The sequence below is a fragment of the Alistipes timonensis JC136 genome (assembly GCF_900107675.1).
GTDB classification, from domain to species: Bacteria; Bacteroidota; Bacteroidia; order Bacteroidales; family Rikenellaceae; genus Alistipes; species Alistipes timonensis.
In genome coordinates, this window is sequence record NZ_FNRI01000005.1 from 1 (window position 1) to 25,907 (window position 25,907).

Below are 25,907 nucleotides of genomic sequence, written 5' to 3' on the forward strand. Positions count from 1 at the left end.
ATCGGCGTGCTGATCTGCTTCCTCGGAGGGCTGATGGCCGTGGATATCGTGCCCCGGAAGGCGACGGGAGCCGCACTGGGAATCGTCGGAATGGCATCCTACTGTGCCGCAGGAATTCAGGACGTGGCCTCAGGGTGGCTTATCGATGCGAACATATCGGTAACGGCTGACGGAGCCAGGCACTACGACTTCGGGCCCGTCGCGTTCTTCTGGATCGCGGCGTCTGTGATATCGTTCATACTGCCCCTGCTGAACCAAAAGAAATCGGCCGAGATAGGATAAAAACAATGGGAGCGCAGTTATGAAACTGCGCTCCCATTGTTTTAATACGAATAGCCGGAACCGTCAGAACAGGTGGAAAGCCACCGTCAACCCCGCCATCACGATCGAAACCATCGACATCAGTTTGATGAGAATGTTGAGCGACGGACCCGAAGTGTCTTTGAAGGGATCCCCCACGGTGTCACCCACGACCGTAGCTTTATGGCAGTCGGAACCCTTGCCGCCATAGTGGCCCTCCTCGACCATCTTCTTGGCGTTGTCCCACGCTCCGCCGGCATTGGCCATGAAGACCGCCAGCACGAATCCCGAGCTCAGGCCGCCCACGAGCAGTCCCATGACGCCCGCCACGCCGAAGATCAGGCCGACGGCAACCGGAACGATGATGGCCAGCAGGCTCGGGAACAGCATCTCACGCTGCGCTCCGCGGGTCGAAATTTCGACGCAGCGGGCATAATCGGGAGTTCCCTCGCCCGTGAGGATGCCCTTGATTTCCCGGAACTGGCGGCGTACCTCCTCCACCATGCTCTGAGCCGCGCGACCCACGGCATTCATCGTCAGGCCGCAGAAGAGGAACGACATCATCGCGCCGATGAACACGCCGACCAGCACCGTGGGATTCATCAGCGAAACGCGGTAGTATTCCATGAAATCGAGGATCGAGGCGTCCTGGATGAAGCGCATCGACCCGTCGGACATTTCGAGCATCGTCACGCCGTTGTGCATCAGTCCGATGCGTATTTCTTCGACATACGAAGCCAGCAGCGCGAGGGCCGTCAGGGCCGCCGAACCGATGGCGAAGCCCTTGCCCGTGGCAGCCGTGGTGTTACCCAGGGCGTCGAGGGCATCGGTGCGCCTGCGGACCTCGGGACCAAGGCCGCTCATCTCGGCATTGCCGCCCGCGTTGTCGGCGATGGGGCCGTAAGCGTCGGTGGCGAGGGTGATGCCCAGCGTCGAAAGCATGCCCACGGCAGCGATACCGATGCCGTAAAGTCCCAGCGACATATTCTGCGGAGCCATCATGTTCTGCACGTCGAAGCCGATGGCGCAAAGGTAAGCCAGAATGATCGCCACACCGATAGTGATGACAGGAACGGCCGTGGAGATCATACCCGAACCGATACCGGCGATGATGACCGTGGCAGGCCCCGTCTGGGCGCTTCCGGCGATCTTCTGCGTCGGTTTGTAGGAGTGCGAGGTGAAATATTCCGTGGCCTGCCCGATGATGATGCCCGCCACGAGGCCCGTGATGACCGAGAAGGACAACCCGACCCAGTTCTCGACGCCCAGCAGGTAGAGGATGCCGAACGTGGCGACGGCGATCAGCAGCGAGCTGAAATTGACGCCCACGCCCAACGATCGCAGCAGTTCGCGCATCGTGGCCCCCTCCTTCGTGCGGACGAGGAAGATGCCGATGATCGAAAGCAGGATGCCCACCGCGGCAATCAGCATCGGAGCCATCACGGCTTTCATCTGCAGCTCCTCGGAACCGACCGAAGAGAAAGCCGCAGCGCCCAGCGCCGCCGTGGCCAACACCGAGCCGCAATAGCTCTCGTAAAGGTCGGCGCCCATGCCGGCCACGTCGCCCACATTGTCGCCCACGTTGTCGGCGATGGTCGCGGGATTGCGCGGATCGTCCTCGGGGATGCCCGCCTCGACCTTGCCCACCAGGTCGGCGCCCACATCAGCCGCCTTGGTGTAGATTCCGCCGCCGACACGTGCGAACAAGGCCTGCGTCGAGGCGCCCATGCCGAAGGTCAGCATCGTCGTCGTGATGACCACGAGTTTCTGCGGCCCTGCGGCATCGACAAACCAGGTCAGGATCACGTACCAGAACGAGATGTCCAGCAGACCGAGGCCCACGACCACCAAACCCATCACCGCGCCGCTGCGGAAAGCGACTTTCAGGCCGCGGTCCAACGACTGCCGCGCGGCATTGGCCGTGCGGGCCGAAGCATAGGTGGCGGTCTTCATACCGAAGTAACCGGCCAGTCCCGAGAAGAATCCGCCCGTGATAAAGGCGAAAGGCACCCAGCCGTTCTGCACCCCGGCACCGTAGGCCAGATAAGCGAAAAACAGCGCCAGCACGACAAAGACGATGCCGACGACCTTGTACTGCTGACGCAGGTAGGCCATGGCGCCCTTACGCACATGCCCGGCGATCTCACGCATACGCTCCGTACCCTCGTCCTCGCGCTTCATCAGGCGGTAGAACGCCCAGGCGAAGCCCAGGGCGATGACGGACGCAGCGGGTACGATCCAGAAAATCGAAGGAATGTTCATATCATAAAACAGTTGGTTGGTTGCTTTTCAGTCACAGTCAGAAACAAATATATAAAAATATCCCGACCGTTGTAACGGACGGGATATAAAAGTGCCGGAACAGCCATTATTTTGTCTTTTAAGACATCAACACCCCGCCGGTTCCGAAACCTGCGGGGTGTTGTCGGATGATTATTCCACAGTCACGGGCAACTCCACCGCAATATCCGCCGACGAAGTTCCCAGCGAAAGCACATACTCTCCGGGATCGACGCGCCAGCCGTGCGTCCGGTCGTCCCAATAGGCCAGGGCGCTGCGATCGAGCTCGAATTCGACCTCCCCGCTCCTGCCCGGAGCCAATTCCACCCGACGGAACGCTTTCAGCTCCTTCTTCGGCCTCACGACCGCGGGATTCCGCTGCGAGACATAGAGCTGCACGACCTCGGCCCCGGAGCGAGGGCCCGTGTTAGTCAGGACTGCACGAACGGTCAGCGGGCCCTTTGCCGGAAACCGCTTCGCCGCATGGGGTTTCGACAGCGAAAAAGTCGTATAGGAAAGTCCGAATCCGAACGGATAGAGCGGTTCGATACCCTTGGTTTCATACCAGCGATACCCCACCAATACGGACTCCGCATAGTCGATGTCATAAATTCGGATCAGCTTCTCGTTATAGGCCCGCGGCGCCTTGTTGTAAAACTCCGCACCGGCCGGCATCGTCCCTTTGGCCGGAGAGTCCGCAAACTCCCGTTCGATGGTGATCGGAAGTTTCCCCGAAGGATTGATCCTGCCGGAGAGTATTCCCGCCAGGGCCGTCATGCCGTTCTGGCCGGGATACCAGCCGTAAATCACCGCCGCAGCCCGGTCGTTCCAGCCGCTCATGCGGATTCCCGACCCCGAGTTGACCAGCACGACCGTGTTCGGATTCGCTTCGACGCACATGCGGATAAATGCCTCCTCTTCCTTCGGCAGGGCGAACGGACGCTCGAACGACTCCACGTCGATCGTTCCCGCCGAAAGCAGGACGACATCCGCAGCCGCAAGCTGTTCCCGCGTGGGACGTTCCACGACCTGCACGGCATCGCCGAATTCCGCACGGACAGCATCCGCAAGCGAAACATTATCGTATCCCAGTACTTCGGCCGACGAAGAGGTGCTGCCTCCGGTGCGGGGTATCTCCCGGATAAAGCGTCCGGTGAGCAGAATCCGGCGGCCGGCGGCCAACGGCAGAATCCCGTTGTTCCGCAGCAGCACCGTGCCTTTCGCCGCAACTTCGCAGGCCGTTTCGGCATGCGCCGGGAAGCGGTCGAGCAGGTCGGGACGGTATTTCACCCGGTCGTAAAGCCCGAAAGCGACGGCGGTGGCGACGTTGGGCCGGATCATCCGTTCCAGATCCTTTTCCGTAATGCGCCCCTGGCGAAGCAGCTCCCGCACCTCTTCAACGAACTCACGGCGGCCGGGCATCTCCACATTCTGACCGCTTTTGACGACTTTTTCCGTGTCGTACACGGAGCTCCAGTCGCTCATCACGCATCCCCGGAATCCGAGCTCGCCGCGCAGCAGTTCCCCGATGACACGGCTGTTCTGACCGGCCCACTCCCCGTTGAGTTGGTTATAGGAGGTCATCACATAGGCCACACCGGCTTCGATACCGGCGCGGAACGGAGGCATATAGATCTCGTGCAGCGCCCGTTCATCGATCAATGAATTCGACCGGCGGCGGTAAAATTCCGTTTCGTTGCCGATGAAGTGTTTCAGGCAGGCGGCGGTCCCCGTCGACTGCATTCCCCGCACATAGGCCGCCGCGAGGACAGAAGTCAGCAGCGGGTCCTCCCCGAAATATTCGAAATTGCGGCCGCACTGGGAATTGCGGGCGATGTTCAGCCCCGGTCCCAGCAGCACTTCGATACCTCCCGCACGGCACTCCTCCCCCACGGCTTCCGCATAACGGAAAGCCAGCTCGGGATCGAACGACGAGGCGAGCATGATCGGACAGGGAAAGGCCGTCGAGCGCTCCAGCTGGCGGACCATCGTGGAGTCGGGCAGGTTGTTGCGCAGATGAACCCCTTGCGTGGCGTCGGAGAGATAGAGATAGGGAATACCCTTCTCCGGAACGCCGTAGAAGAAAAACGAGGAATAGCCGCGTGCAAAATCGATCTTTTCGTCGAGGCTGAGCCGGGCGATCAGGGAATCGGCCTGCCGGTAGGCTTCATCCCAGGCGACAGGCTGCCGTGCGAAGAGTCCGGCGGCGGCACAGCAGGCCGCCAGGGACAACAAAATTTTCCGTATCATAACTATCAGTCTGTTTTCAAAAAGGGAGGGAGGGGCGGAAAACACTCCGGCCCTCTCTCCCGGTTTCTTAAGTTCTCTATTTCGTCACGCAGATATTGTCGATGAACCAGCGGGAGAACTCTCCCGAAGCGGGTTCGCTCGTGAAACGCACGGCCGTGGAAGCCGTCGCCCCGTCGATCGTCAGCGAGAAACGGTTGAACTCGGTATAGGTCAGGCCGCTCACGACCTTCTTCGCCGCCCCGTCGATCGTTCCGCCGCCGATCACCTCGACGACCACCGATTTCAGATCGCCTTTCAGATCCTTCGCGCCGCTGCTGCTGAACACCGACGCATTTTTATAGGCCATTGCGTCGAACGACAGCGTAAGGGTTCCCGAGGCTCCGAACGCCGGGGTCATCAGCGCGCCCGTGTTGTTCGTATACGAGCCGTGAGCCACGGTCTGCGTCTCCACGAAACCGATCTGCGCATAACCCGGACGCTGGCGGACATGCGTGCCCGAAAGGCCGTTCTTCACCGCCGCATCCCAAACCGAAATGTCGCTGCCGCAGAAGTTGAGCATCGCGGCCAGTTTGTCGCCGTGGCGGTAGTCGAGCCCCGTCGTCAGGTTGTCGAACGGTTCGAAATAAACCGCTCCCGCGGGTTTCTCCGTATTGAAGACGGGAACCTTCTCCACGACCGCGCACGAGTGGAGACGGATCTCGCCGCCGTTGCCGATCGCCGCTCCGCTGCGGTCCACGCGCGTTCCGTCGTAAGGCGAAATGCGGATATAAAGCGTTCCGCGACGTTCGAGCGGAATCTGCGGCGCGATGTCGATCGTCCAGTAGAAGAAATTCTTGCCGCCGCCGACCGTCTTGCCCTGCGGAATCACGAAATGCGGGCCATCCGTCGGCGCAGGCGTATACCAGGTGACATTGTCGTTCGAATAACGCAGATACCAATTTGCCGGAGCCGATCCCGAAGCGCTCCATCCGAAAGAGAAGCGGAACGGCCCGTCAATGGTCTCGTTGAGCGGGAATGTGAGCAGCGCGTAGTTCTGATCGAGCTCTTGCCACGATTTCATCGGCAGATTGTGGTGTCCGCTGGACTCGGTCCAGTAACGGAAACCCAGATTGCCTCCCGAGGAGCTCAGTTTGGCCGTGATGTTGGCGCCCGTGCCGTCCATCGCCGTCACCGAAACGCCGTCGATAGAACCCGTACTGTTCGAACCGGAGTAATAGACATACTTGCCGTCGCCGTTGGTCGCCGTCCGGGTCATGATCGAAAGCACGTAAGGAAGCGTGATGCCGCCGTCGAAACGGGGCGCGTTCATCGCCGCGAAATCCGCCGCCGTGCAAGGCATCACGACGCTGTTCCCGTCGTACACGCCCGCAATGCCGCACAGCCGGCCGCTGCCGACCGGCACGGCGTCGATGCCGAACGTGCTGTTCTGCCGCGCATAGAGCGTGAAACGCTCGTCGTCGGCCGTCTGCACGGTGACGTTGTCGCTCAGCACCTTGTTCAGGTCGCTGACCACCACCTGTGCGTCGAGCGACACGTACATCGACTCGTAGTCGCCCGACGCGAGCTGGGCATAGGTCACCGGCAACGCCTCGGGCGTCACCTGCGTAGTTTCCGAGCGCACCACCCGGTCGTCCGAAACGGGTTTCAGTTCCATCACGCCGGTCTCGGCGTTCACGCCCACCACGGCGCCTTTCAGGTCGATCTCCAACTCTTCGCCCGGATTGCGGTAAAGCGTTTCGTCGGTGCGCAGCGTAATGCCGCAGCGGGGTTTCAGGTCGCTTTGGAGCGCAAGGCAGTTCTCGAAGTAGTTGTTGTCCTGAACGCTCGACACGACGATGCCGCGGAGTTTCACCTCCTGCGTCACGGTGTAGTCGCCGTCGGCGGCCAGCGTCCGCAGATCGGGAACGCTCAGGTAACCCTCGGACGTAGCGGAAGCCTGCACGAAATTCAGCTCCTCGGCCACCGCAGCATTGCGCTTGGCCGCGACACGCAGCGTGAGCGAGCGGCTCGCAGAGGTCGCATTTTCGCCGATCGCCACCGCCACCGTCGCCGTGCCCGTCGCCTCGGAACGCGAGAGCTGCGCCCACGACGTGTCGTCGCCCGTGACGGATATCTGCCAGTCGCAGTTGGCCCTGACCTCGAACGAAAGCGTCGTGCCGAATGACGGGGCGAGGATCGCATGGGTATCCAGCGCGATCGACTGCATCGGCAGCGCCACGTCGTCCTTGCACGACCCGGCCGAAAGCAGCAGCGCGAAGGCCGCCGCCGTTCGGAAAAAGCTGTTTGAAAGTCTGTTTTTCATAATCGCTTACTTTTTGAGGTCTACCAGTACGGGAAGGTGGTCGGAAACCTTCATCACATTGATCTCCTCATACGAGGGCACGGCCGTGCGCAGCACCTCGTACGACGGCGAATTGCCTGTATAGACAAGCACATAATCAATGCGCGACGGCGAAGAGGTATTCACGAAAGTATTGGCCGAAGTGCTGATAATCTTCCACGATTCGAGCGCCGTTTCCGGAATTTTCGACGTATTGAGGTCGCCCGCCAGATAGATCGGCTTCATGTAGGAGGTGTAATTGGCGGCGATATATTCGGTGATAATCTCGAACGACCGCCGCCGGTTCTCATCGGACTTGTGGCAGAAGTGCGTGGCGATAAAGATATAGTCGTCGAACTCCGCCAGGAAGAACTTGCGAGGCTCTTCTCCCGGCAAGTCGCCCGCATAGGTGTTTTTAGGCGCCGTCTTGCAGAGAATGCCGATACCGTAGTCACCACCGCGGTAATCGATCGTCTTGCAGTAATAGGGCCGCATCCCGGTACGGTCGGCCAGCTCCTTCAGCTGGTCGGTGGGATGCCACGTGGTGTTCTTGTCCAATTCCTGCAAGGCGATCACGTCGGGGTCCATCAGCGAGATGACCTTGGCCGTATTGTTGTAGTTCGCACGGTCGGTCCCAGAGTTCTGGGTCCAACCCTCGCAGCGGTGGGTGTTGTAGGTCGCCAGCCGGACCGAGTTGGGCAGGCGGTCGTACCCCTGCCCGTCATAGGGGTTCTCGGGTTCGTCGGAGGTCATGTCCCCGAAATTGAAATCGGAGTTGTCGCCCGACAGGTCGGAACACGCCGCTGCGGAGAGGACCAGGCAGCAGCCGAATAAAGCAGACAATATGAATCTGGTGATTTTCATGGTAGTTCGTGTTTAGGTTTCCGTTTAGAAATTCAGTCCGTCTTTCCAGCCGGGATTCTGGGTGATGGCGCCCTGCGTCAGCACCCGGTCGTCGGTCGGAACGGGATAGAGATAGTCGCGTTCTTCGTTCCAGGTACGGACATAGTCGGTATGAACGATGATGTTGCCGCGGTCGCCCTCGCTGAAAAAGATCTCCTTGTTCAGTTCGTAAACCGTCGCCGCCGAGGTCGCAGGCTTCGATCCCGACCAGATGCACACGTCGTCCACGCCGTCGCCGTTCAGGTCGTAACTTCCCGTACCGGGGAAATAAAGCCCCTTAAAAGGTTTTTCGAAACGCTTACCCTCCTTCCAGCGCATGATGTCCCAATAGCGCAGGTTCTCCATCAGCAGTTCGACGGTGCGTTCGCGGCGGATTTCGAGAATCACACCCTTGTTGTCGCCCGTCACGTTGGCGTAGCCCGTCTCCGCAGAAGCCAGGTAGGGATCGGGATGGGCGTTGGCCTCCGCGAGCGAGAGGTCAGCGACACCGGCCCGCTCGCGCAGCGGGTTGATCGACAGTTCGATGTCGTCCTGGGTCAGCGTTCCCAGCTCGGCTTTCGCCTCGGCATAGTTGAGAAGCACCTCGGCAGCGCGGAACAACGGCAGATCGTTCGTCGAAGCGTTGTACGAATCGTACTTGGCCGACTGCAGGTATTTCACCAACTGGTAGCCGGTCATCGTCGCAGCGAGGTTCGGGGCCGATTCGGCCGTGTCGTCGACACGCTTGTAACCGGGCGTGCGGACCGTCTGGGCGAAGCGGCCGTCGCGGTTCCGGCTCTCGTCGGGCAACTGCATCGTCTCCCAGCCGGGCTGCGAGGTGAAGGGCGTACCGTCTTTCATCAGATACATATTGGCAATGTTCTTCAACAGCCCCGGACGCCCCATCGTGATACTGGTGAGGTAACCGTTCACGTCGTGTTTCAGGCCGATGGCCGTGTTGTACGCCCGGGCGAGGACGATTTCCGTGTCGATCGCTTTGAGCGACGAGAAAAGATTCAGATAAGGCGTGCTCCCGGTCGTGTAGATCCCGTAACCGCTCTCGTCGATGAAACGTTTCGAAGCCGTCGCGCAAGCCGTGAGATAGGACTCGTAACCGGTCAATCCGTGATACTTGCGGAAGGTCCCCTCGAACAGGCAGGCCCGGCTTTTGAGGGCCAGCGCGGTCCAGCGGGTCACACGGTAAAGATCCTTTTCGGCAGGCAGGTGCAGGATGGCAAAGTCGAGGTCCTCGATCACCTTCTGCATCACCAGTTCCCGCGGATCGCGGCCCTTCTCGAAGAGCAACGGGTCGCTGGCGTCGATCGGACGGTCCACCCAGGGCACGTCGCCGTAATATTTCACCTTCTCGAAATAGAACCAGGCCCGGAAGAAACGCGCCAGACCTTCGTATTCGAGCCGCACGTGCTCGTCCGGGCAGTTCGAGGAGTGTTGCAGGAAAAAGTTGATGTCGCGCAGTTTCTCCCACTTCCAGGTATTCGCCGTAGCGGGAACGGTGCGGTTGCCCAGCACCTCGCTCGTAAGCGTGGTCTTGGCGATGATGTCGGCCGTTTCGCCGTAGATCGTCCCGGCGGAGGGGAACATCGTGTAGAAATCGTTGGTGTAGAGCTGACACTCTTCCTCCGTGCGGAAGAAGTTATCGGGTGTGAGCCGGTCTTTCGGGAAACGGTCGAGCGCATCCTCGCAACCGCAGAAGCCGCACGCCGCAACACCGGAAAAGATATAAAGAATGATTTTTTTCATAACGGCAGTCGCATTAGAAAGTTAAGTTCAGACCCACGGAGTAGGTTTTGCACCAGGGATAGACATTCGACTTCTTGTCCGAATCGGCGGCCGCCTGCTCGGGATCGAGGAAATCGCTCTCCAACGCCGACCATGTGGCGAGATTCTCACCGCTGAAATAGATGCGGCACTCTTTGATGCCGACCTTCGAAGTCAGCCGCCGGGGAATCGTGTAGCCGATCGTGAGGTTTTTCAGACGGCAGTAGGCCAGATTTTGCAAGTAACGGTCGTTGGTGTAGTAGGCCGTGCCCTGCGTCGAATTGAGCGACGTGTAGGCGCGGGCACGCGGGAAATAGGCGTCGGGGTTCTCCTCGCTCCACACCCGGCTCATGAAATTCTTTGGAATGAAAGTCGCATAGGGACGGCAGTAAGGACCCCAGAAGCGCAGGTTGTCCGCTCCGGGATACCAGTCCAGCCGGCCGATGCCCTGCATGAACACCGACACGTCGAATCCGTACCACGAGAAGTTCAGCGTCGCTCCGTACTGGTAACGCGGCGACGAGTTGCCGATCACGCGGCGGTCGCCCGGGTCCTCCAGCGTGCCTTTGCCGCCGTTGACGATGTTGTCGCCGTTCAGGTCGAGGTATTTGATGTCGCCCGCACGAACGCCCTTGCCGTAGGCTCCCGTCGCCGAATAGTAGCCCGCGGCGACGGTCGAAAGATCGACTTTCGAAGCGTATTCGGCAGCCTCTTCGTCGGTGCGGAACAGCCCGTCGACCTTATAGCCCCAAATCTCGCCGTACTTCTTGCCCACATAGGGATCGCCGATCAGCCCCGAAGGATTGTCGCACTTGGTGTACTTGGCCGTATAGTCCGAGAACGATCCCGTAATGCCGTAGCTGAAAGTGCTTCCCGCCAGTTCGAACGAGTCGCGCCAGCCGAGCACCAGTTCGTAGCCCTTCGTGCGGAGGTTGTTCGAGTTGACCTGCGGTTCGCCCGCTCCGTAGATCGACGGCAGCGACTTGCCCTTGCCCAGAATGCCCTTCGTGTCGCGGATGTAGAAATCGGCCGTCAGCGACAGGCGGTTGCTGAACATATTGAGGTCGAGTCCGAGGTTTTTCGACACAACCTTCTCCCAGGTCTGGTTGCCCGACACGGGATCGCTCACCGTGGCATGCTGTCCGAGCGTCGTCCCGTCGAACGAGTAGTCGCTCATCGAGCCTTTGGTCGTGACGGTCTGGATGAAATCGTAGTAGCCGATCTGCTGGTTGCCCAGCGAACCGTAGGAAAGACGGATTTTCAGATTGTCCACCGCCTTGCGCAACGGCTCGAAGAAAGGCTCCTCGCTGATGCGGTAAGCCGCAGAGAACGAGGGGAAGAAGCCGTAACGCTTGCCGCGCGGGAAGCGCGAGGTGCCGTCGTAGCGGCCGTTGACCTCGAAGAGATACTTGCCCCTGTAATCGTAGGCCGCCCGGTAGAAGAGGCCCATGATGGCGTATTCGTTGCGGCCTCCGTTGAGCGTGAAGTTGGTGGTGCCCTTGGCCAGGTTGAAGTCCGAGAGGTCCTCCGACAGCAGGCCGTCGTTGGCCGCCGTCAGATCGCGGAAATACTTGGCCTCATAGTTGTAACCGGCGATCAGCGTCAGGTTGTGTTTCTCGGCGAAGGTCCGGTTGTAGGTTCCGTAAACGTCGGCCACATAATAGTTCTGATCCCAGACGACCTCCTTGTATTTATTGGGGAAACTGCCTTCGGGTTCGGTCATCACCTCGCCCGGATACTGCGAATACTGGACGTTGACGCTGCGGTAGTCGTTGTGCAGGTAGCCCTGCGTGTAGCTGAAATCGGCCTTGACGTTGAAATCCCGGTGCAGCTTGAACGTGGCCTCGAACGTTGTGGTGATCTCCTGGGTCTTCTTGTTGCCGAAGCTCTTGCCCTTCTGCATCATGGCGTTGTATCCGTCCATCACGTAGTGGGTCGAGGACTGCGTCATCGAAGTATGCGACACGGCCGTTCCGTCGGGATTCACCGGCACGAACGACGCCAGCGCATGCAGCGTGGGCTTGCGGAAATTGTTGTACTCGTCCTCGTATCCGTAATACCTGTAATTCGACTGGAAGAATTTGGTGTTGCTGGCGATGGTCAGCCACGGCTTGATCTCGGCCTGCAGTTTCACGCGGAAATTGTAAGACTTGAACATGTCAGGTTCGAGCCGGTTGACGCCCTTTTGCTGGTAGTAACGTCCGCTGACCATGTAGGACAGCGCCTTGGAACCGCCCTTGATGTTGATGTTGTGGTCCCACGTCGGGCGGCTGTCGTCGTAGAGATAGTTATACCAGTCGAAATTGGCCAGGTAGACATACTGCTGACGGCCGTTGCGGTTGTCGGTGACGACCCACGGACGCGCCGGGTTCTCGGTCTTGTCGTTGCGCCGCTCCCAGAGCGCCTTGTAATCGGCCTCGGTGTAGGAGGTGTAGGGCGTGTTCTGGGTCGCCATCATGAAGAAGTCGGCGATCTTGGCCGAGTAGTAGCCGCGGGTTTCGTAATCGGTCGAGGTCGTGGGACTGGACACGGAGAAATAACCGTTGTACGACACCTCGGCCTTTTCGTTATACCGCCCGCTCTTGGTCGTGATCAGAATGACGCCGAACGCGCCGCGGGCACCGTAGATCGCGGCCGAGGAGGCGTCTTTCAGCACCGTGATCGACTCGATGTCGTTCGAGTTGATACGGTCGGGATAGGTTTCCACACCGTCGATCAGAATCAGCGGACTGCCTCCGTTGGGCGAAGTCGTACCGCGGATGTTGTACGACGCGCCGGCTCCGGGCTGCCCCGAGGAGAGAGTTACGTTGAGGTTGGGAATCACACCCTGCAAGGCGCGGCCCACGTTCGACACGGGACGGTCTTTCAGCTCTTTCTGCGACACCGTGGCGACGGCTCCGGTCAGGTTGGCTTTCTTCTGCACGCCGTAACCGACCACCACCACTTCGTCGATGCTCTGCTGGGCGGAGGTCAGGACCACGTCGAAAAAGGTCCGGGCGCCGACCGCCGCCTTGTAGGTGTCGAACCCGATGAACGACACTTCGAGCGCGGCCTTGTCCGAAAGGCTGAACGAGTCGAAAGCGAAGGCTCCGTTCGACCCGGAGGAGGTGCCCCGGACCGCTTCGCCGTCTTTGAGCAGGACGGTGGCACCTACGACGGGATTACCGGAAGCGTCCGCGACCTTGCCCGAAATTTTGCGGGGGGGGGAAACTTGCGCACCGCGCCGCGGCGTCAGGATCACCTTGTTCCGCTCGACGTTCACAAGAACGTCGGGAATACATTTCAACACGATCCGCTCGATGGGCCAGGCCTCCGCATCGACGGAAACGACACGGGTCAGGTCGATGTCGGCGTTGTTATACGCAAACGAGTACTTCCCCTGCGCCTCGATCTGCCGCAGCAGTTCGGCGACAGTGACATTTTTCAGATGAATCGTCACGGGCGGGTTGGCGGCGGAAACACCCCCGACGGACACAAACAGAAAAATGAATAAGGACATGATTTTTACAGGCAATCGCCGCTTGTGCGGGGCGCTGCCATCGGATTGTCCAAAAAATTTCATAGTTTTGTAACGATTTAAAGTTCATCATTCGTAGTATTATCTACGATAAGGTCTAATTTTAAGTCATGGGGCGGGTGGTAGGAACATCCGTCCCAATTTTTTCAAGTTCGTCAGCTCGTCATAGGCAAATGGTTTTCAGGGTTTGAGTTCGGGATTGCGTCATTCCGGGGCGAGAAAAACCGTCCCTCCGCGGATGTCGTAGCGTATCGGGGCGATCCGCGAGATCAGGCGCATCGCCTCCTCCAACGATTCGTATTCGATATGGAAAGAGAGTTTCGCCGAAAGGTCGATGTTCCCTTCGGAATGGAAATGCACGCCGTACCAACGTTCCAGATTGACCAGGATGGCCGAGAGCGATTTGTTGGTGAAGACCAGACGACGGGCCGTCCAACTGCAATAATCGCCGGCGGAGACCTCGGAAACCGCAATCCGGCCGGTCTGCGCATCGAACAAGATCCGTTCGTCGGGCCGCAGCAGGATCGGACTTTTACGGTCCGGGGTCAGGACCCGGACGCTGCCCGATTGAAGGATCGTTTCGGCATAGCGGGTACCGGCCCGGTGACGGGCGTCGAACTCCGTACCGAGAACCTCGACCTGCATGACCTCCATATCGACGACGAAGGGATGGGAGGCATCGTGCCTGACCTGAAAAAAGGCTTCGCCGTCGAGCCGGACCCGACGGGTCGCGGCATCGAATGTTTCGGGATAGCTCAGACGACTGTCACCGTTGAGCCAGACCCGCGTCCCGTCGGGAAGCGTGAACTCGCCCTTGCTGCCTTGGGCCGTGACCAGACACACCGAAGGGGTGCGTTCGTACCGCGAACGCAGGAACAGGTATTCCCCGCAGACGACGAGCGCCAGCAGGGCCGCAGCGGCCGCAAACCGCCGCAGGGATATGAACCGGCTCTTCTTTCCGGCCCGGTCCAGCATGTCGATCCGGCGGTGTATGTCGGGGAGTTTATGGCGGTAATCGCTTTCCGCAGGCCGGGCGAGCAATTCCTTCCAGGCCTGAAAAAGCGCCGCATCCTTCGTTTCCCGGTCGGCCGGGGCGGTCATCCACCGTCGGAAACGGCGCTGAATTTCCTCCGGCATGTCGCGGTGCAGGAAATCGCGGACGAGTCTGTTGATTTTGTCGGTCTTCATCGTTTGGGGTGCTGTTCATAATATAGAACGGCGAAAGAACGGCGAACCCCCAGCCGGAAAGAACGATTTTCAGAAAAAGAGCGTGATCGAGACGAGCAGGCGCCGCAGTTGGCCGAGTGCGGCGGTCATGTGGTTCTCCACGGTCTTGACGCTGATCCGGAGCTGTTCGGCGATCTCCCGGTTCGAAAGGCCCTCGTAACGGCTCATCCGGAAGATACGCCGCCGCTGATCGGGCATCTTGTCCACGGCAATGGAGATCAGCAGCGCCAAATCGTTCGTCTCTACCTGGCTGTCGAGCGTATCGTCGTGAAAATAGCGGACGGAGGACAACTGGGCCGATTCGTATTTCTCATGCACCAGCGAACGGCTGTAAATGTCGAAAATAGCGTTTTTCGTCATCGTAAAGAGGTAATTGGAAAAACGGGTCATCTGCGCGATCTCCTCTTTGCGTTCCCAGACTTTCAGCATGATGGACTGCATGACATCCTCCGCCTCCGTCCGGTTCTTCAACATCCAGAACGCCAGTTCCTCGACTTTCGGAGCATAATGCAGATAGAGTGCATCGAACGCCTCCCGGTCCCCCTGCGCCAGCCGATCCAATATTTCCCGCTCCTGCTCCACTCAGAAAATGTTTTTACAAAAATACGAAATTATTTGACTTATATGCAAGCGGGGAGGATAAACTGAGAGGAGGGAAGCCGCCGATTAAATTCGGAACTCCCCTCCTCTTCGTTCATACGCCTGCGGCGTTTTACGGATCGCTGCTCCCGCTACGACCCGAAGTTATCGTAGAGAATATTCTCCGGCGGTACGCCGAGGTCGTCGAGCATCTTCACCACCGAGGCAATCATCATCGGAGGTCCGCACATGAGGTAGATGCAGTCCTCGGGAGCCTGGTGGTTCTTCAGGTAGTTCTCATACAGCACATTGTGCACGAAGCCCGGCGTGTACGCCACCCCGGCGGCGTCCGCCTCGGGATCGGGACGGTCCAGCGCCAGGTTGAATTTGAAGTTGGGAAAATCCTTCTCGATCTGGTGGAACTCGTCGAGGTAGGGAACCTCCTTCAGGGCGCGCGCGCCGTACCAGAACGACACGGGACGGTTGGTCTTTTCGGTTTTGAACAGATGCATCAGGTGGCTGCGCATCGGAGCCATACCCGCACCGCCGCCGATGAAGATCAACTCCTGCGTGTCGGGCAGGTTGTCGGGCAGGAAGAACTCGCCGTAAGGACCCGAGATCGTGATCTTGTCACCCGGCTTGCGCGAGAAAACATACGACGAGCAGATACCCGGATTGACCTTCATGAAGCCGCCCGTAGCCTTGTCGAACGGAGGCGTGGCGATACGGATGTTGAGCATGATGATATTGCCCTCGGCCGGGTGGTTGGCCATCGAGTAGGCACGGAACGTCGGCTCGGGATTGGTCGTCACGAGGTCCCACATCTTGAACTTGTCCCAGTCGGCGCGGTACTTCTCGTCCACGTCCATGTCCGAGAATTTGATGGCGTCGTACTTCGGAATGTCGATCTGAATGTAGCCGCCGCTGCGGAACTTGAGGTTCTCGCCCTCGGGCAGCTTCACGACGAACTCTTTGAGGAAAGTCGAGATATTGCGGTTCGAGACCACCGTGCACTCCCACTTCTTGACGCCCAGGACGGCCTCGTCGACGTGGATTTTCATGTTCTCCTTCACTTTCACCTGACAGCCCAGACGCCAGTGGTCCTTGGCCATCTTGCGCGTGATGAAGCCCGTTTCGGTGGGCAGGATGTCGCCGCCGCCTTCGAGCACCTGGCATTTGCACATGCCGCACGAACCGCCGCCGCCGCAGGCCGAAGGCAGGAACACCTTGTTGTTGGCCAGCGTCGCGAGCAGCGTCGAGCCGCTCTCGGTCGTGATGACCTTCTCGCCGTCGTTGATGTCGATCGTCACGTCGCCCGAGGAGGTCAGTTTCGCCTTCGCATAGAGAAGCAGTGCGACCAGCACGAGCGTAATCACCAGAAAGGCTGCGATCGCAATTAAAATCGTTGTAGTCATTTTTTCAGAATCTCTTTTTAAAGGTTAGAACTGAATGCCCGAGAAGATCATGAAACCGATACCCATCAGGCCGGTGATGATGAAAGCGATGCCGGGACCTTTCAGCGCTGCGGGAATATGCGAATAAGTCGTCTTCTCGCGGATGGCGGCCATCATCACGATCGCCAGCCACCAGCCCAGTCCCGAACCCAGTCCGTAGACGATCGTCTGCCAGAGCGACGTGAGCTCCGCAGCGTCGACCTTCTGCTGCATGAAGAGCGAGCCGCCCATGATGGCGCAGTTCACGGCGATCAGCGGCAGGAAGATACCCAGCTGGTTGTAAAGCGTCGGCGAGAACTTCTCGACGGCCATCTCCACCAGCTGCACGAAAGCCGCGATGGTGGCGATGAAGACGATGAAGGTCAGGAAACTCAGGTCCACGCCCGCTACGAGCGCGTCGGCTTTGAGCACGTATTCATACAAAAGATAGTTCAGCGGCACGGTCATCACCATCACGAACGTAACGGCGGCACCGAGTCCGAGGGCCGTCTTCACGCTCTTCGACACGGCAATGTAGGAACACATGCCGAAGAAGAAGGCGAAGACCATATTGTCGATAAAGATCGACCGGATAAAGATATTCAATGATTCCATACGTTATCCTCCTATTTTTCCTGTAAGTCCTTGTTGCGCGAACGGTGCACCCAGATGATGCAGCCCACGATAATCAGCGCCATCGGCGGGAAGAGCATCAGTCCGCAGTTCGAATAGAAACCGCCTTCGGCCATGTACCAGCTCTCGGGAATGATACGGTAGCCCATGAGGCTGCCCGAACCGAACAATTCGCGGAAGAAAGCCACGATCACCAGGATCAGGCCGTAGCCCAGACCGTTGCCCAGACCGTCGAGGAACGACGCCCAGGGCTTGTTGGCCAGCGCGAAGGCCTCGACGCGGCCCATGACGATACAGTTGGTGATAATCAGTCCGACGTAGACCGACAGCTGCTTCGAGACTTCGTAAACGAACGCTTTGAGCACCTGGTCGACGAGGATTACCAGCGCGGCGATGACGACGAGCTGGACGATGATGCGGATACGCGAGGGAACGCCGTTGCGCAGCAGCGACATCACGAGGTTTGCGAATCCCGTGACGACCGTCACGGAGAGTGCCATAACGATGGCGGGCTTGAGCTGTACGGTGACGGCCAGCGCCGAGCAGATACCGAGGATCTGCACGATGACCGGGTTGTTCGCAGAGAACGGGCCCGTCAGGAATTTCAGGTTCTTAGCCGAAAACAAAGGCTCTTTTTCCATCTTACTCATTGTTTTCTACATTTTCTTCGTTAGACACTTCTGCCGCGGGGACCGCCTCGGCCGCACGCTTGGCCTCCAGCAGGGGCAGGTAGTTCTCCAGGCTGTTGTAGAGCATCGCCGTCACGCCGTCGGAGGTCTTCGTACCGCCCGAGATGGCGTCCACCTCGTGTGCGGGGTCCTTGGCGCCGCCCTTGCGGAGCTTCACCGAGACGAATTTGTCGCCCTCGAAGATCGTCTTGCCGACGAAATTGGCCTGGTATTTCGGCGTAGCTATCTCGGCGCCGAGACCCGGAGTCTCGCCCTTATGGGCCATGATGATACCGGCCACGGTATCCATATCCTTCTCCAGCGCGACATAGCCCCAGACCGGGCCCCAGAGGCCCATGCCCGTTACGGGAATGACCACGCGGCCGTCTTTGGCCTCGAAGATCGGGAACTTGCCCGCCTCGAACGTGCCCGGCAGGTCATTGAGCAGCGCGAAGACATCTTCGCCTTCGATCCGCTTGCCCTCCTTATCCACGACATAGGCATCGATATACTCGTCGTAGGACTGGTCCTGCGCCGAGAGCGACGCGAGGATGTTCTGCTTCTTCTCGTTCAGGTCGTTGGCATCCTGGCGGGGTTTGAGGGCGAGGGCTGCCACGGCCAGCAGCACGGCTACGACCACCACCATCACCGTCGAATACATAATAATATAGGCGTTGCCGTTCTTGTCGCTGAACAGGCCCTTTTTCGCCTGCTTCAGTTCGGTGAATTCCGATGCGGGAACTCCGCAGACAGGGCAGTTAGCGGGCGCGGCGTCACCTTCGTGGATGTAGCCGCAGACATTGCATTTGAATTTTTTCGTTGCCATAACTTATCTCCCCTATTTTGCGAGTTTGACACGTTTCTTGCGGCGGGCGATGTTGGCCTCCACCACGTAGTAGTCGACCAGCGGCGCCAGCGCATTCATGAAGAGGATCGAAAGCATCATGCCCTCGGGATAGGCCGGGTTCACCACGCGGATCAGCACGGCCAGCGCACCGGTCATCAAACCCACGATGTACTTGCCGGCGTTGGTCTGCGACGAGGTCACGGGGTCCGTGGCCATGAAGACCGCGCCGAAGGCGAAGCCGCCGACGATCAGGTGCCACCAGGCGGGATATTCCGTCACGCCGAGCGCCTGGAACAGATAGCCCATCGCCAGTCCGCCGACGAATACCGAAACCATCGTGCGCCACGAAGCGATACCCGTGAAGAGCAGGATGGCGGCGCCGAGGAGGATGGCCAGCGTCGAGGTCTCGGCGAACGATCCGGGAATGAAGCCCAGGAAGGCGTCGAGCGGCGAGTAGGCCATCGTACCGGTCGTCGAGAGCTGCTCGAGGGCCGTGGCGCCGGTGATGCCGTCGACATGCGCGCCCATCATCGTCCAGTCGGAATACCAGACCGTCTCACCCGACATCGAGGGAGTGTAGGCGAAGAATGCGAAAGCACGGGCCAGCAGCGCGGGGTTGAAGACATTCATACCCGTACCTCCGAAGACCTCCTTGCCGAAGACCACGGCGAAAGCCGTCGCCAGCCCGACCATCCAGAGCGGGGTCGATACCGGCATGATCATCGGAATCAGCAGGCCCGAAACGAGGAAACCCTCGTTGACCTCGTGGCCGCGCGCCTGCGCGAATCCGAACTCGATGCCCAGGCCCACGATATACGAGACGCAGACCATCGGCAGCACGCGGACCAGTCCGTAGAAAAAGGCCGTAAAGCCCTCCAGGCCGACCTGAATACCCGTATTGTAGCAACCGAAGAAGAATGCCGGCATCAGCGCCACGACGACCATGATCATCGTGCGTTTCATGTCATTGCAGTCACGGATGTGCGCACCTTTCCGGGTCGTGGTGTTGGGTACGAAGAGGAACGTTTCGAACGCATCGAACGTCGACTCCAGAAAGCCCAGCTTCCCGCCTTTCGAGAACGTGGGCTTGATATTGTCCATGAATTTACGAAGTCCCATCTTTAAGCCTCCCTGATCATTAAGTTAATACCGTCACGGATGATCTGCTGAATCTCGATCTTCGAGGGATCGACGAATTCGCACAGCGCGAAATCCTCCTCCGTGACCTCGTAAATACCGAGGTTCTCCATCTTGTCGATGTCGCCCGCGAGGCACGCCTTCAGGAGATACATCGGGTAGATGTCCATCGGCAGGTATTGCTCGTAGAGCCCCGTCACGACGAACGGACGTTCGCCGCCGTTCATGTTGGTATCGAGGTCGTAGGCCTTCTTGGGACAAATCCACGAGAAGTAGGCGCGCGATACGGAGAACTTGTTGAAGCGGGGCATCGCCCAGCCCAGCAGCTCGTACTTGTCACCTTCGGGAATCGCCGTCAGTTGGTTGGCGTAGAAGCCCATGAAGCCGTCCAGCGCGGTCTTGGCGCCCGTGAGCACGTTGCCCGAGATGAAGCGGATGCTGTCGCCCTCCTTCTGCTTCTTCACGTTGCCTTTGACCACGGAGTCAACCTTCGCACCGCCCACCATGCGGACATAGTGCGGTTTCTCGATCTCCGAACCGGCCACGGCGATGATCTTCGTCATGTCGACACGGCCCTCGTTGAACAGGCGGCCGATGATGGCCAGGTCTTGCACGTTGACCGTCCACACCACCTCACCCTTGTTCACGGGGTCGATGTGGTGAATCTGCACGCCGACGTTGCCGACGGGGTGCTTGCCGGCGAACGTGTGCAGCTCGGCACCCTGGAGCGACGGCATCTGTCCCTCGGCCTTGGCGCGCACCGAGAGGTGCACCTTGCCCGACGTGAGCTTCCGCATCACTTCGATACCCGTCTGGAGGTTCTTCTGTTCGGCTTTCAGGACAAAATTGTAGTCCGGGGCCAGGGGCGCCGAGTCGAAAGCGGATACAAAGACCGCTTTCGGCGAGTCGTTGGGATCGGCAATGATGCCGTAGGGACGCTGCACGATCATCGGCCAGAGGCCCGATTTGAGCAGCAATTCGACGATCTGCTCGCGCGAAGCCGACTTCAGGTCGGGCTTTGCGAACTCCTCATACTCCTGCGTGGCATCGGGGGTCACCGTCACGTTGAGAACCTTGCGCTTCTCACCGCGGTTGACGGCAGCCACCGTACCGCTGACGGGCGACGTGAAGAGAATGCGCTCGTCGGCCTTGTTGAAGAACAACGGCGTACCGGCTTTCACCCGATCACCCACCTTAACCAGCAGCTTGGGAATCACACCCTCGAAATCGAGGGGCGAGAGGGCGTACTCCGAAGCCTGCGGTGCGTCCGCGAGCGACTCCTGGGGTTTGCCCACCAGATTGATGTCTAAACCCTTGCGTAGTGTAATGATTTTCGACATGGTTAAAATTTTGATATTGTTATGTGTTTGGAATTAGTATTCCGCGTAGCGTTGTTAGTGTGCTAACAATTAATCGCGTGCGAAAGTACAAATTTTTTTCCTGAAAACCCCCATGCGCAAACCAATATTTCTTAAATATATTAAGATTTGCGGGCCCCGCTTTCGGGCCAAAACAGAGGACTTTCGAATACTTGCATTTCGAAATAAATACGAAATACCCGGAAGCAAAAACGACCGCCCCGCAACGACCGCCGACGGCAGGCGGTACGTTAAAAAATTGGTCTCAAATTCGCAAGGGTCGTGTTAAATTCCTACATTTGTCGTCGCCATGCTTCCTTATGTCAACATACACACCCACCGCCCGACGGGCTCGGGAATCGAGCTCCGCACAGCGGGCGTACACCCGTGGAATGCTGACATGCAGGAGGTTGCGACGCTCGGCGAACGGCTTTCTGACGTACAGGCCGTGGGAGAAACGGGGCTCGACTTCGTGCACGGTCCCGCGCGCGAGGTGCAGTTCGGGGCGTTGCGCGCCCAGCTGCGGATAGCCCGCGAACGGGGGCTTCCGGTGGTGCTCCACTGCGTCAGGGCTTTCGAACCCCTGATGCGCGAACTGGCCGCGTGCGAACCCCGTGCCGTAATTTTTCACGGCTTCATCGGATCGCCCGAGCAGGCGCGGCAGGCCCTTGCGAAAGGCTATTTCCTCTCGTTCGGCGAACGCGCCTTCGCATCGCCCAAAACGCTTGCAGCGCTGCGCGAAACGCCCCTGTCTCAGCTCTTTCTGGAGACCGACGACAGCCCCGTACCGATCGCGGAAATCTATGCCCGGGCGGCCGAAGCGAGGAGCGTTCCGGCGGAGGAGTTGCAACGGGCGACGCTGGCGAATTACAAACGGACATTTGAAACTCAGCATGGATAACTGGCTGGAAAGAACCGAATTACTGTTAGGCGCGGAAAAACTCGCGCAATTGAAGGCAGCCCACGTGCTCGTGGTCGGGCTGGGCGGCGTGGGAGCCTATGCCGCGGAGATGATCGCCCGGGCAGGCGTGGGACGCATGACCATCGCCGACGCCGATGTGGTGAACACGACGAACATCAACCGTCAGCTGGTGGCCCTGCATTCGACCGTCGGACGCCCGAAGGCCGAGGTGCTGGCCGGACGCCTGCGCGACATCAACCCCGGAATCGAGCTCACGGTGGTCGCCAAATACATCAGGGACGAGGAGACCTACACGCTGCTCGACGCCGCACGTTACGACTATGTGGTGGACGCCATCGACACCCTCTCGCCCAAACTGGCGCTGATCGCCGCCTCGCTGGAGCGGGGCCTGCCGCTCGTCAGTTCGATGGGCGCCGGAGCCAAGACCGACCCGACGCGACTGGAAATCGCCGACATCTCGAAGACCCACCACTGCCCGCTGGCCCACATGCTGCGCAAGCGGCTCCACAAAATCGGCATCCGAAAGGGCTTCCGGGCCGTCTTCTCGCCCGAGCCGATGCGCGAGGGAGCGATGATCCTCTGCGAGGAGCAGAACAAGAAATCGAATGTCGGGACCATCTCCTACATCCCGGCGCTGTTCGGCATCGGGTGCGCCTCGGTTGTCGTCAGGGATTTAATCGGAGAACTGAATCCCTGACGACAACAATTAAAAATGAAAAATTAAGAATTAAAAATTATGCAACCGAACATCGTATTTCTGGACGAATACAGTCTCGGAGGCGCCGACCTCGGGACCATCCGTGCGCTGGGCAGCTACACGGGTTACGAAACGACCTCCCGCGATGAGGTCGTCGACCGCTGCCGCGAAGCCGACGTAGTTATTACCAACAAGGTGGTCTTCCGCCGCGAGACCCTTCGGCAGCTCCCCCGTCTGCGGCTGATCTGCGCGGCGGCGACGGGCATGAACCACATCGACCTCGACGCGGCGAAAGAACAGGGCATCGCGGTGAAGAACGCCGTGGGTTATTCGACCCACGCCGTGACGGAAACCACCATCGGCGCGGCCATCGGGTTGCTGCGGCAGGTGGTCTATTACGACGATTATGTCAAAACCGCCTACGCCGGATCGCCCCTGCAATACCATTTCGGCCGTACGACCCACCAGCTCCACGGATCGAAATGGGGCATCGTCGGACTGGGCAACATCGGCCGCAGCGTGGCCCGCGTCGCCGAAGCGCTGGGATGCGAAGTCGCCTACACCTCCACTTCAGGCGTCGTGCGCGAGGAACCCTACCCCGCCCTGCCGCTCGACGAACTGCTCCGGCAGTCCGACGTGGTGTCGATCCACGCCCCGCTGACCGACCGCACGCGCGGACTGATCGGTGCGCGGGAGCTCTCACTGATGAAACCCTCGGCCATTCTCATCAACGTCGCCCGCGGCGGCATCGTCGACGAAGCCGCGCTGGCCGCGGCCCTCGACGCCGGAAAACTCGCCGGAGCCGGCCTCGACGTCTTCGCCCACGAACCCCTCGAACCCGGCAACCCGCTGCTCTCGATCCGGGAGCCGGACCGGCTGCTGCTCTCGCCCCACAACGCCTGGTCGCCCGTGGAGGCGGTCGAAGTGTTAGTAAAGTGCATCGCACGAAACATCCGGGAATTTTACAAAATAGGTTGACATGGACGTACAAACCCTCACGGCCGACGAACGGCGTCAGCGGGTATTCGATTTCCTCGACGCCCGCGGCATCCGCTACGAGTGGTACGAACACCCCGAGGCTCCGACCATCGAGATCGCCCGCCAATGGTGGCGCGACGATGGTTCGAAGCACTGCAAGAACCTCTTTTTCCGCAACCACAAGGGTAACCGCCACTACCTCGTATGCTTCGATTCGGAGCAGTCGATGGCCATTCACGACCTCGAACACCGCCTGCGGCAGGGCAAGCTGTCGTTCGCCTCGGAGCAGCGCATGGAGCGCTGGCTGGGACTGCGCCCCGGTTCGGTGTCGCCTTTCGGGCTGATCAACGACCCCGCGAACCACGTCCACCTGTTCCTCGACACCAACCTGCGACAATGGCCCTCCTACTCGTTCCACCCTAACGACAACCGCGCTACGGTGGTCATTTCGCGCGAAGAGTTCCTACGGTATCTCGCCGCCGCCGGCAACTCCTACGAGTTCATCGAGCTGTACTGAATCAAAAACCCCGGCCAGAAGGCCGGGGTTTTTCGTACGTGAAAGCCCGTTATTTCATCTCCACCAGCGCTTTGCCCGTCATTTCGGCAGGCTGTTCCAGCCCCATCAGGCAGAGCACCGTGGGTGCCACGTCGGCCAGAATGCCGTCGTGAACCGATTTCACACGGTCCGAAACCACCACGATGGGCACAGGGTTCAGCGAGTGCGCCGTGTTGGGCGTACCGTCGGGATTCACGGCATTGTCGGCATTGCCGTGGTCGGCGATCATCACCACCTCGTAGCCGTTGGCCTTGGCGGCCTCGACGACCTCGGAAACGCACTTATCGACGGCCTTCACGGCCTTCTCGATGGCCTCGTAAATACCCGTGTGGCCCACCATGTCGCCGTTGGCGAAATTCAGGCAGATGAAGTCGAATTTCTTCTCTCCCAGCGCCGCAACCAGCTTTTCGGCAACCTCCGGGGCCGACATCTCGGGCTGGAGGTCGTAGGTAGCCACCTTGGGCGACGCGACGAGGATGCGCTCCTCGCCCGCGAACTTATCCTCGCGGCCGCCGTTCAGGAAAAACGTGACGTGGGCGTATTTCTCGGTCTCGGCGATGCGCAGTTGTTTGAGGCCCTGCTTCGAAACGAACTCGCCGATGGTGTTGGGCACGTTCTCCTTGTCGAAGAGGATGTGCAGACCCGTGAACTTGGCGTCGTAGGGGGTCATGCAGCAATAGTAAAGCGGCAGGGTGTGCATTCCCTCGGCGGGCATCTCCTCCTGCGTCATCACGATCGTCAGTTCCTTGGCGCGGTCGTTGCGGTAGTTGAAGAAGATCACCAGGTCGTTCGGACGGATCGTGCCGACAGGCTGTCCGTTCTCGTCGATATGCACGACGGGCTTGATGAATTCGTCCGTCACGCCCTCGTCATACGATTTCTGGACGGCTTCGACCATGTCCGACGCATGTTCGCCGACGCCGTTCACCAGCGCGTCGTAAGCCACCTTCACGCGCTCCCAGCGCTTGTCGCGGTCCATGGCGTAGTAACGGCCGATCACCGTCGCCACCTTGCCCGTAGATGCCGCCATGTGCTTCTCGAGGTCGGCAACGAATCCCTTACCGCTGCGCGGGTCGGTGTCGCGGCCGTCCATGAAGCAGTGCACGAACGTATTTTCGATCTTGTACTCGGCGGCGATGTCGCAGAGTTTGAAAAGGTGCTCCAGTGACGAGTGCACGCCGCCATCCGACACGAGGCCCATGAAATGCACGTTCACGCCGTTTTTCTTGGCGTATTCGAACGCGGCTTTCACTTCGGGATTCTGCATGATCGAGTTGTCGCGGCAGGCGCGGTTGATCTTCACGAGGTCCTGATACACGACGCGGCCGGCGCCGATGTTGAGGTGTCCGACCTCCGAATTACCCATCTGTCCGTCGGGCAGCCCGACGTTCTCACCGTCGGTGCGCAGTTCGGCATGGGGGTATTTCGCGGTCATGGCCGAGATATATTCGGGATGGACGGTCGAGATCACGTCCGCCTTATCGTGACGGCCGTTTCCCCAGCCGTCGAGGATCATAAGCAATACCTTGTTATTCATATCTTTC

The 25,907-nt window shown here is 59.6% G+C and carries 19 protein-coding genes and 1 pseudogene; 5 read left to right on the forward strand and 15 right to left on the reverse strand.

Going from position 1 to position 25,907, the window contains the following annotated elements; genetic code table 11:
* A pseudogene (locus BLU78_RS07635) lies at positions 1–282 on the forward strand (MFS transporter); the annotation flags it as partial.
* A 63-nt stretch (positions 283–345) separates the two neighbouring features.
* On the opposite strand, the gene BLU78_RS07640 reads toward BLU78_RS07635, so the two are convergent.
* The 14 genes from BLU78_RS07640 to BLU78_RS07705 all read right to left on the reverse strand — a co-directional run bounded on the left by BLU78_RS07640 (position 346) and on the right by BLU78_RS07705 (position 21,192).
* Positions 346–2,562 carry a sodium-translocating pyrophosphatase gene (locus BLU78_RS07640; protein ID WP_010260084.1) on the reverse strand — a complete coding sequence of 739 codons (2,217 nt, stop codon included), beginning with the start codon at positions 2,560–2,562 and terminating at the stop codon, positions 346–348.
* Between the two features lie 171 nt (positions 2,563–2,733).
* A complete protein-coding gene (locus BLU78_RS07645) occupies positions 2,734–4,830 on the reverse strand; it encodes a beta-glucosidase family protein (RefSeq protein WP_010260087.1) in 2,097 nt (698 codons plus the stop codon).
* Between the two features lie 76 nt (positions 4,831–4,906).
* A complete protein-coding gene (locus BLU78_RS07650) occupies positions 4,907–7,132 on the reverse strand; it encodes a DUF5689 domain-containing protein (RefSeq protein ID WP_010260088.1) in 2,226 nt (741 codons plus the stop codon).
* Between the two features lie 6 nt (positions 7,133–7,138).
* Positions 7,139–8,014, reverse strand: coding sequence for an endonuclease/exonuclease/phosphatase family protein (locus BLU78_RS07655; RefSeq protein ID WP_010260091.1), 876 nt, complete (start codon positions 8,012–8,014; stop codon positions 7,139–7,141).
* A 24-nt stretch (positions 8,015–8,038) separates the two neighbouring features.
* Positions 8,039–9,793: a RagB/SusD family nutrient uptake outer membrane protein gene (locus tag BLU78_RS07660; RefSeq protein ID WP_010260095.1), complete on the reverse strand. Its 1,755-nt coding sequence runs from the start codon at positions 9,791–9,793 to the stop codon at positions 8,039–8,041.
* A 13-nt stretch (positions 9,794–9,806) separates the two neighbouring features.
* On the reverse strand, positions 9,807–13,310 hold the full coding sequence (locus BLU78_RS07665; RefSeq protein ID WP_010260098.1) for a SusC/RagA family TonB-linked outer membrane protein: 3,504 nt from the start codon (positions 13,308–13,310) through the stop codon (positions 9,807–9,809).
* Positions 13,311–13,532: 222 nt separating this feature from the next.
* The gene (locus BLU78_RS07670; protein ID WP_010260101.1) at positions 13,533–14,516 is read right to left on the reverse strand and encodes a FecR family protein; all 984 of its coding nucleotides are present in this window, start codon (positions 14,514–14,516) and stop codon (positions 13,533–13,535) included.
* Positions 14,517–14,585: 69 nt separating this feature from the next.
* Positions 14,586–15,137: an RNA polymerase sigma-70 factor gene (locus BLU78_RS07675; protein WP_010260104.1), complete on the reverse strand. Its 552-nt coding sequence runs from the start codon at positions 15,135–15,137 to the stop codon at positions 14,586–14,588.
* 149 nt (positions 15,138–15,286) lie between these two features.
* Positions 15,287–16,549 carry an NADH:ubiquinone reductase (Na(+)-transporting) subunit F gene (nqrF, locus tag BLU78_RS07680; RefSeq protein ID WP_010260107.1) on the reverse strand — a complete coding sequence of 421 codons (1,263 nt, stop codon included), beginning with the start codon at positions 16,547–16,549 and terminating at the stop codon, positions 15,287–15,289.
* A gap of 24 nt (positions 16,550–16,573) precedes the next feature.
* Entirely contained in the window at positions 16,574–17,182 is a 609-nt protein-coding gene (gene nqrE, locus BLU78_RS07685; protein WP_010260110.1) for an NADH:ubiquinone reductase (Na(+)-transporting) subunit E, read from the reverse strand.
* 11 nt (positions 17,183–17,193) lie between these two features.
* Entirely contained in the window at positions 17,194–17,841 is a 648-nt protein-coding gene (locus tag BLU78_RS07690; RefSeq protein ID WP_010260113.1) for an NADH:ubiquinone reductase (Na(+)-transporting) subunit D, read from the reverse strand.
* Position 17,842: 1 nt separating this feature from the next.
* Positions 17,843–18,694, reverse strand: a complete 852-nt coding sequence (nqrC, locus tag BLU78_RS07695; RefSeq protein ID WP_010260116.1) for an NADH:ubiquinone reductase (Na(+)-transporting) subunit C — start codon at positions 18,692–18,694, stop codon at positions 17,843–17,845.
* Between the two features lie 12 nt (positions 18,695–18,706).
* The gene (gene nqrB / locus BLU78_RS07700; RefSeq protein WP_010260120.1) at positions 18,707–19,816 is read right to left on the reverse strand and encodes an NADH:ubiquinone reductase (Na(+)-transporting) subunit B; all 1,110 of its coding nucleotides are present in this window, start codon (positions 19,814–19,816) and stop codon (positions 18,707–18,709) included.
* Positions 19,817–19,836: 20 nt separating this feature from the next.
* Positions 19,837–21,192, reverse strand: a complete 1,356-nt coding sequence (locus BLU78_RS07705; RefSeq protein ID WP_010260124.1) for a Na(+)-translocating NADH-quinone reductase subunit A — start codon at positions 21,190–21,192, stop codon at positions 19,837–19,839.
* A 328-nt stretch (positions 21,193–21,520) separates the two neighbouring features.
* On the opposite strand from BLU78_RS07705, the gene BLU78_RS07710 reads away from it, so the two are divergent.
* The 4 genes from BLU78_RS07710 to BLU78_RS07725 are packed head-to-tail and all read left to right on the forward strand — an operon-like array spanning position 21,521 to position 24,324.
* On the forward strand, positions 21,521–22,111 hold the full coding sequence (locus tag BLU78_RS07710; protein ID WP_010260126.1) for a TatD family hydrolase: 591 nt from the start codon (positions 21,521–21,523) through the stop codon (positions 22,109–22,111).
* The gene (locus BLU78_RS07715) at positions 22,104–22,829 is read left to right on the forward strand and encodes a tRNA threonylcarbamoyladenosine dehydratase (RefSeq protein WP_176791127.1); all 726 of its coding nucleotides are present in this window, start codon (positions 22,104–22,106) and stop codon (positions 22,827–22,829) included. Before BLU78_RS07710 ends, BLU78_RS07715 begins: the two co-directional genes overlap by 8 nt.
* Positions 22,830–22,868: 39 nt before the next feature.
* On the forward strand, positions 22,869–23,807 hold the full coding sequence (locus BLU78_RS07720; protein ID WP_010260130.1) for an NAD(P)-dependent oxidoreductase: 939 nt from the start codon (positions 22,869–22,871) through the stop codon (positions 23,805–23,807).
* A 1-nt stretch (position 23,808) separates the two neighbouring features.
* The gene (locus BLU78_RS07725; protein WP_010260132.1) at positions 23,809–24,324 is read left to right on the forward strand and encodes a prolyl-tRNA synthetase associated domain-containing protein; all 516 of its coding nucleotides are present in this window, start codon (positions 23,809–23,811) and stop codon (positions 24,322–24,324) included.
* Between the two features lie 49 nt (positions 24,325–24,373).
* Here the strand turns inward: BLU78_RS07725 and gpmI are convergent, their stop codons facing one another.
* Positions 24,374–25,900, reverse strand: a complete 1,527-nt coding sequence (gene gpmI / locus BLU78_RS07730; protein ID WP_010260133.1) for a 2,3-bisphosphoglycerate-independent phosphoglycerate mutase — start codon at positions 25,898–25,900, stop codon at positions 24,374–24,376.
* Between the last annotated feature and the right edge of the window lie 7 nt (positions 25,901–25,907).

Coding starts and splice junctions, on each gene's coding strand:
- gpmI (WP_010260133.1), bottom strand. CDS start 25,900: ATGAATAACAAGGTATTGCTTATGATCCTCGACGGCTGGGGAAACGGC.
- BLU78_RS07690 (WP_010260113.1), bottom strand. CDS start 17,841: ATGGAAAAAGAGCCTTTGTTTTCGGCTAAGAACCTGAAATTCCTGACG.
- BLU78_RS07715 (WP_176791127.1), top strand. CDS start 22,104: ATGGATAACTGGCTGGAAAGAACCGAATTACTGTTAGGCGCGGAAAAA.
- BLU78_RS07655 (WP_010260091.1), bottom strand. CDS start 8,014: ATGAAAATCACCAGATTCATATTGTCTGCTTTATTCGGCTGCTGCCTG.
- BLU78_RS07640 (WP_010260084.1), bottom strand. CDS start 2,562: ATGAACATTCCTTCGATTTTCTGGATCGTACCCGCTGCGTCCGTCATC.
- BLU78_RS07705 (WP_010260124.1), bottom strand. CDS start 21,192: ATGTCGAAAATCATTACACTACGCAAGGGTTTAGACATCAATCTGGTG.
- nqrC (WP_010260116.1), bottom strand. CDS start 18,694: ATGGCAACGAAAAAATTCAAATGCAATGTCTGCGGCTACATCCACGAA.
- nqrB (WP_010260120.1), bottom strand. CDS start 19,816: ATGGACAATATCAAGCCCACGTTCTCGAAAGGCGGGAAGCTGGGCTTT.
- BLU78_RS07725 (WP_010260132.1), top strand. CDS start 23,809: ATGGACGTACAAACCCTCACGGCCGACGAACGGCGTCAGCGGGTATTC.
- BLU78_RS07710 (WP_010260126.1), top strand. CDS start 21,521: ATGCTTCCTTATGTCAACATACACACCCACCGCCCGACGGGCTCGGGA.
- BLU78_RS07645 (WP_010260087.1), bottom strand. CDS start 4,830: ATGATACGGAAAATTTTGTTGTCCCTGGCGGCCTGCTGTGCCGCCGCC.
- BLU78_RS07670 (WP_010260101.1), bottom strand. CDS start 14,516: ATGAAGACCGACAAAATCAACAGACTCGTCCGCGATTTCCTGCACCGC.
- BLU78_RS07650 (WP_010260088.1), bottom strand. CDS start 7,132: ATGAAAAACAGACTTTCAAACAGCTTTTTCCGAACGGCGGCGGCCTTC.
- nqrE (WP_010260110.1), bottom strand. CDS start 17,182: ATGGAATCATTGAATATCTTTATCCGGTCGATCTTTATCGACAATATG.
- BLU78_RS07720 (WP_010260130.1), top strand. CDS start 22,869: ATGCAACCGAACATCGTATTTCTGGACGAATACAGTCTCGGAGGCGCC.
- BLU78_RS07660 (WP_010260095.1), bottom strand. CDS start 9,793: ATGAAAAAAATCATTCTTTATATCTTTTCCGGTGTTGCGGCGTGCGGC.
- nqrF (WP_010260107.1), bottom strand. CDS start 16,549: ATGACTACAACGATTTTAATTGCGATCGCAGCCTTTCTGGTGATTACG.
- BLU78_RS07665 (WP_010260098.1), bottom strand. CDS start 13,310: ATGTCCTTATTCATTTTTCTGTTTGTGTCCGTCGGGGGTGTTTCCGCC.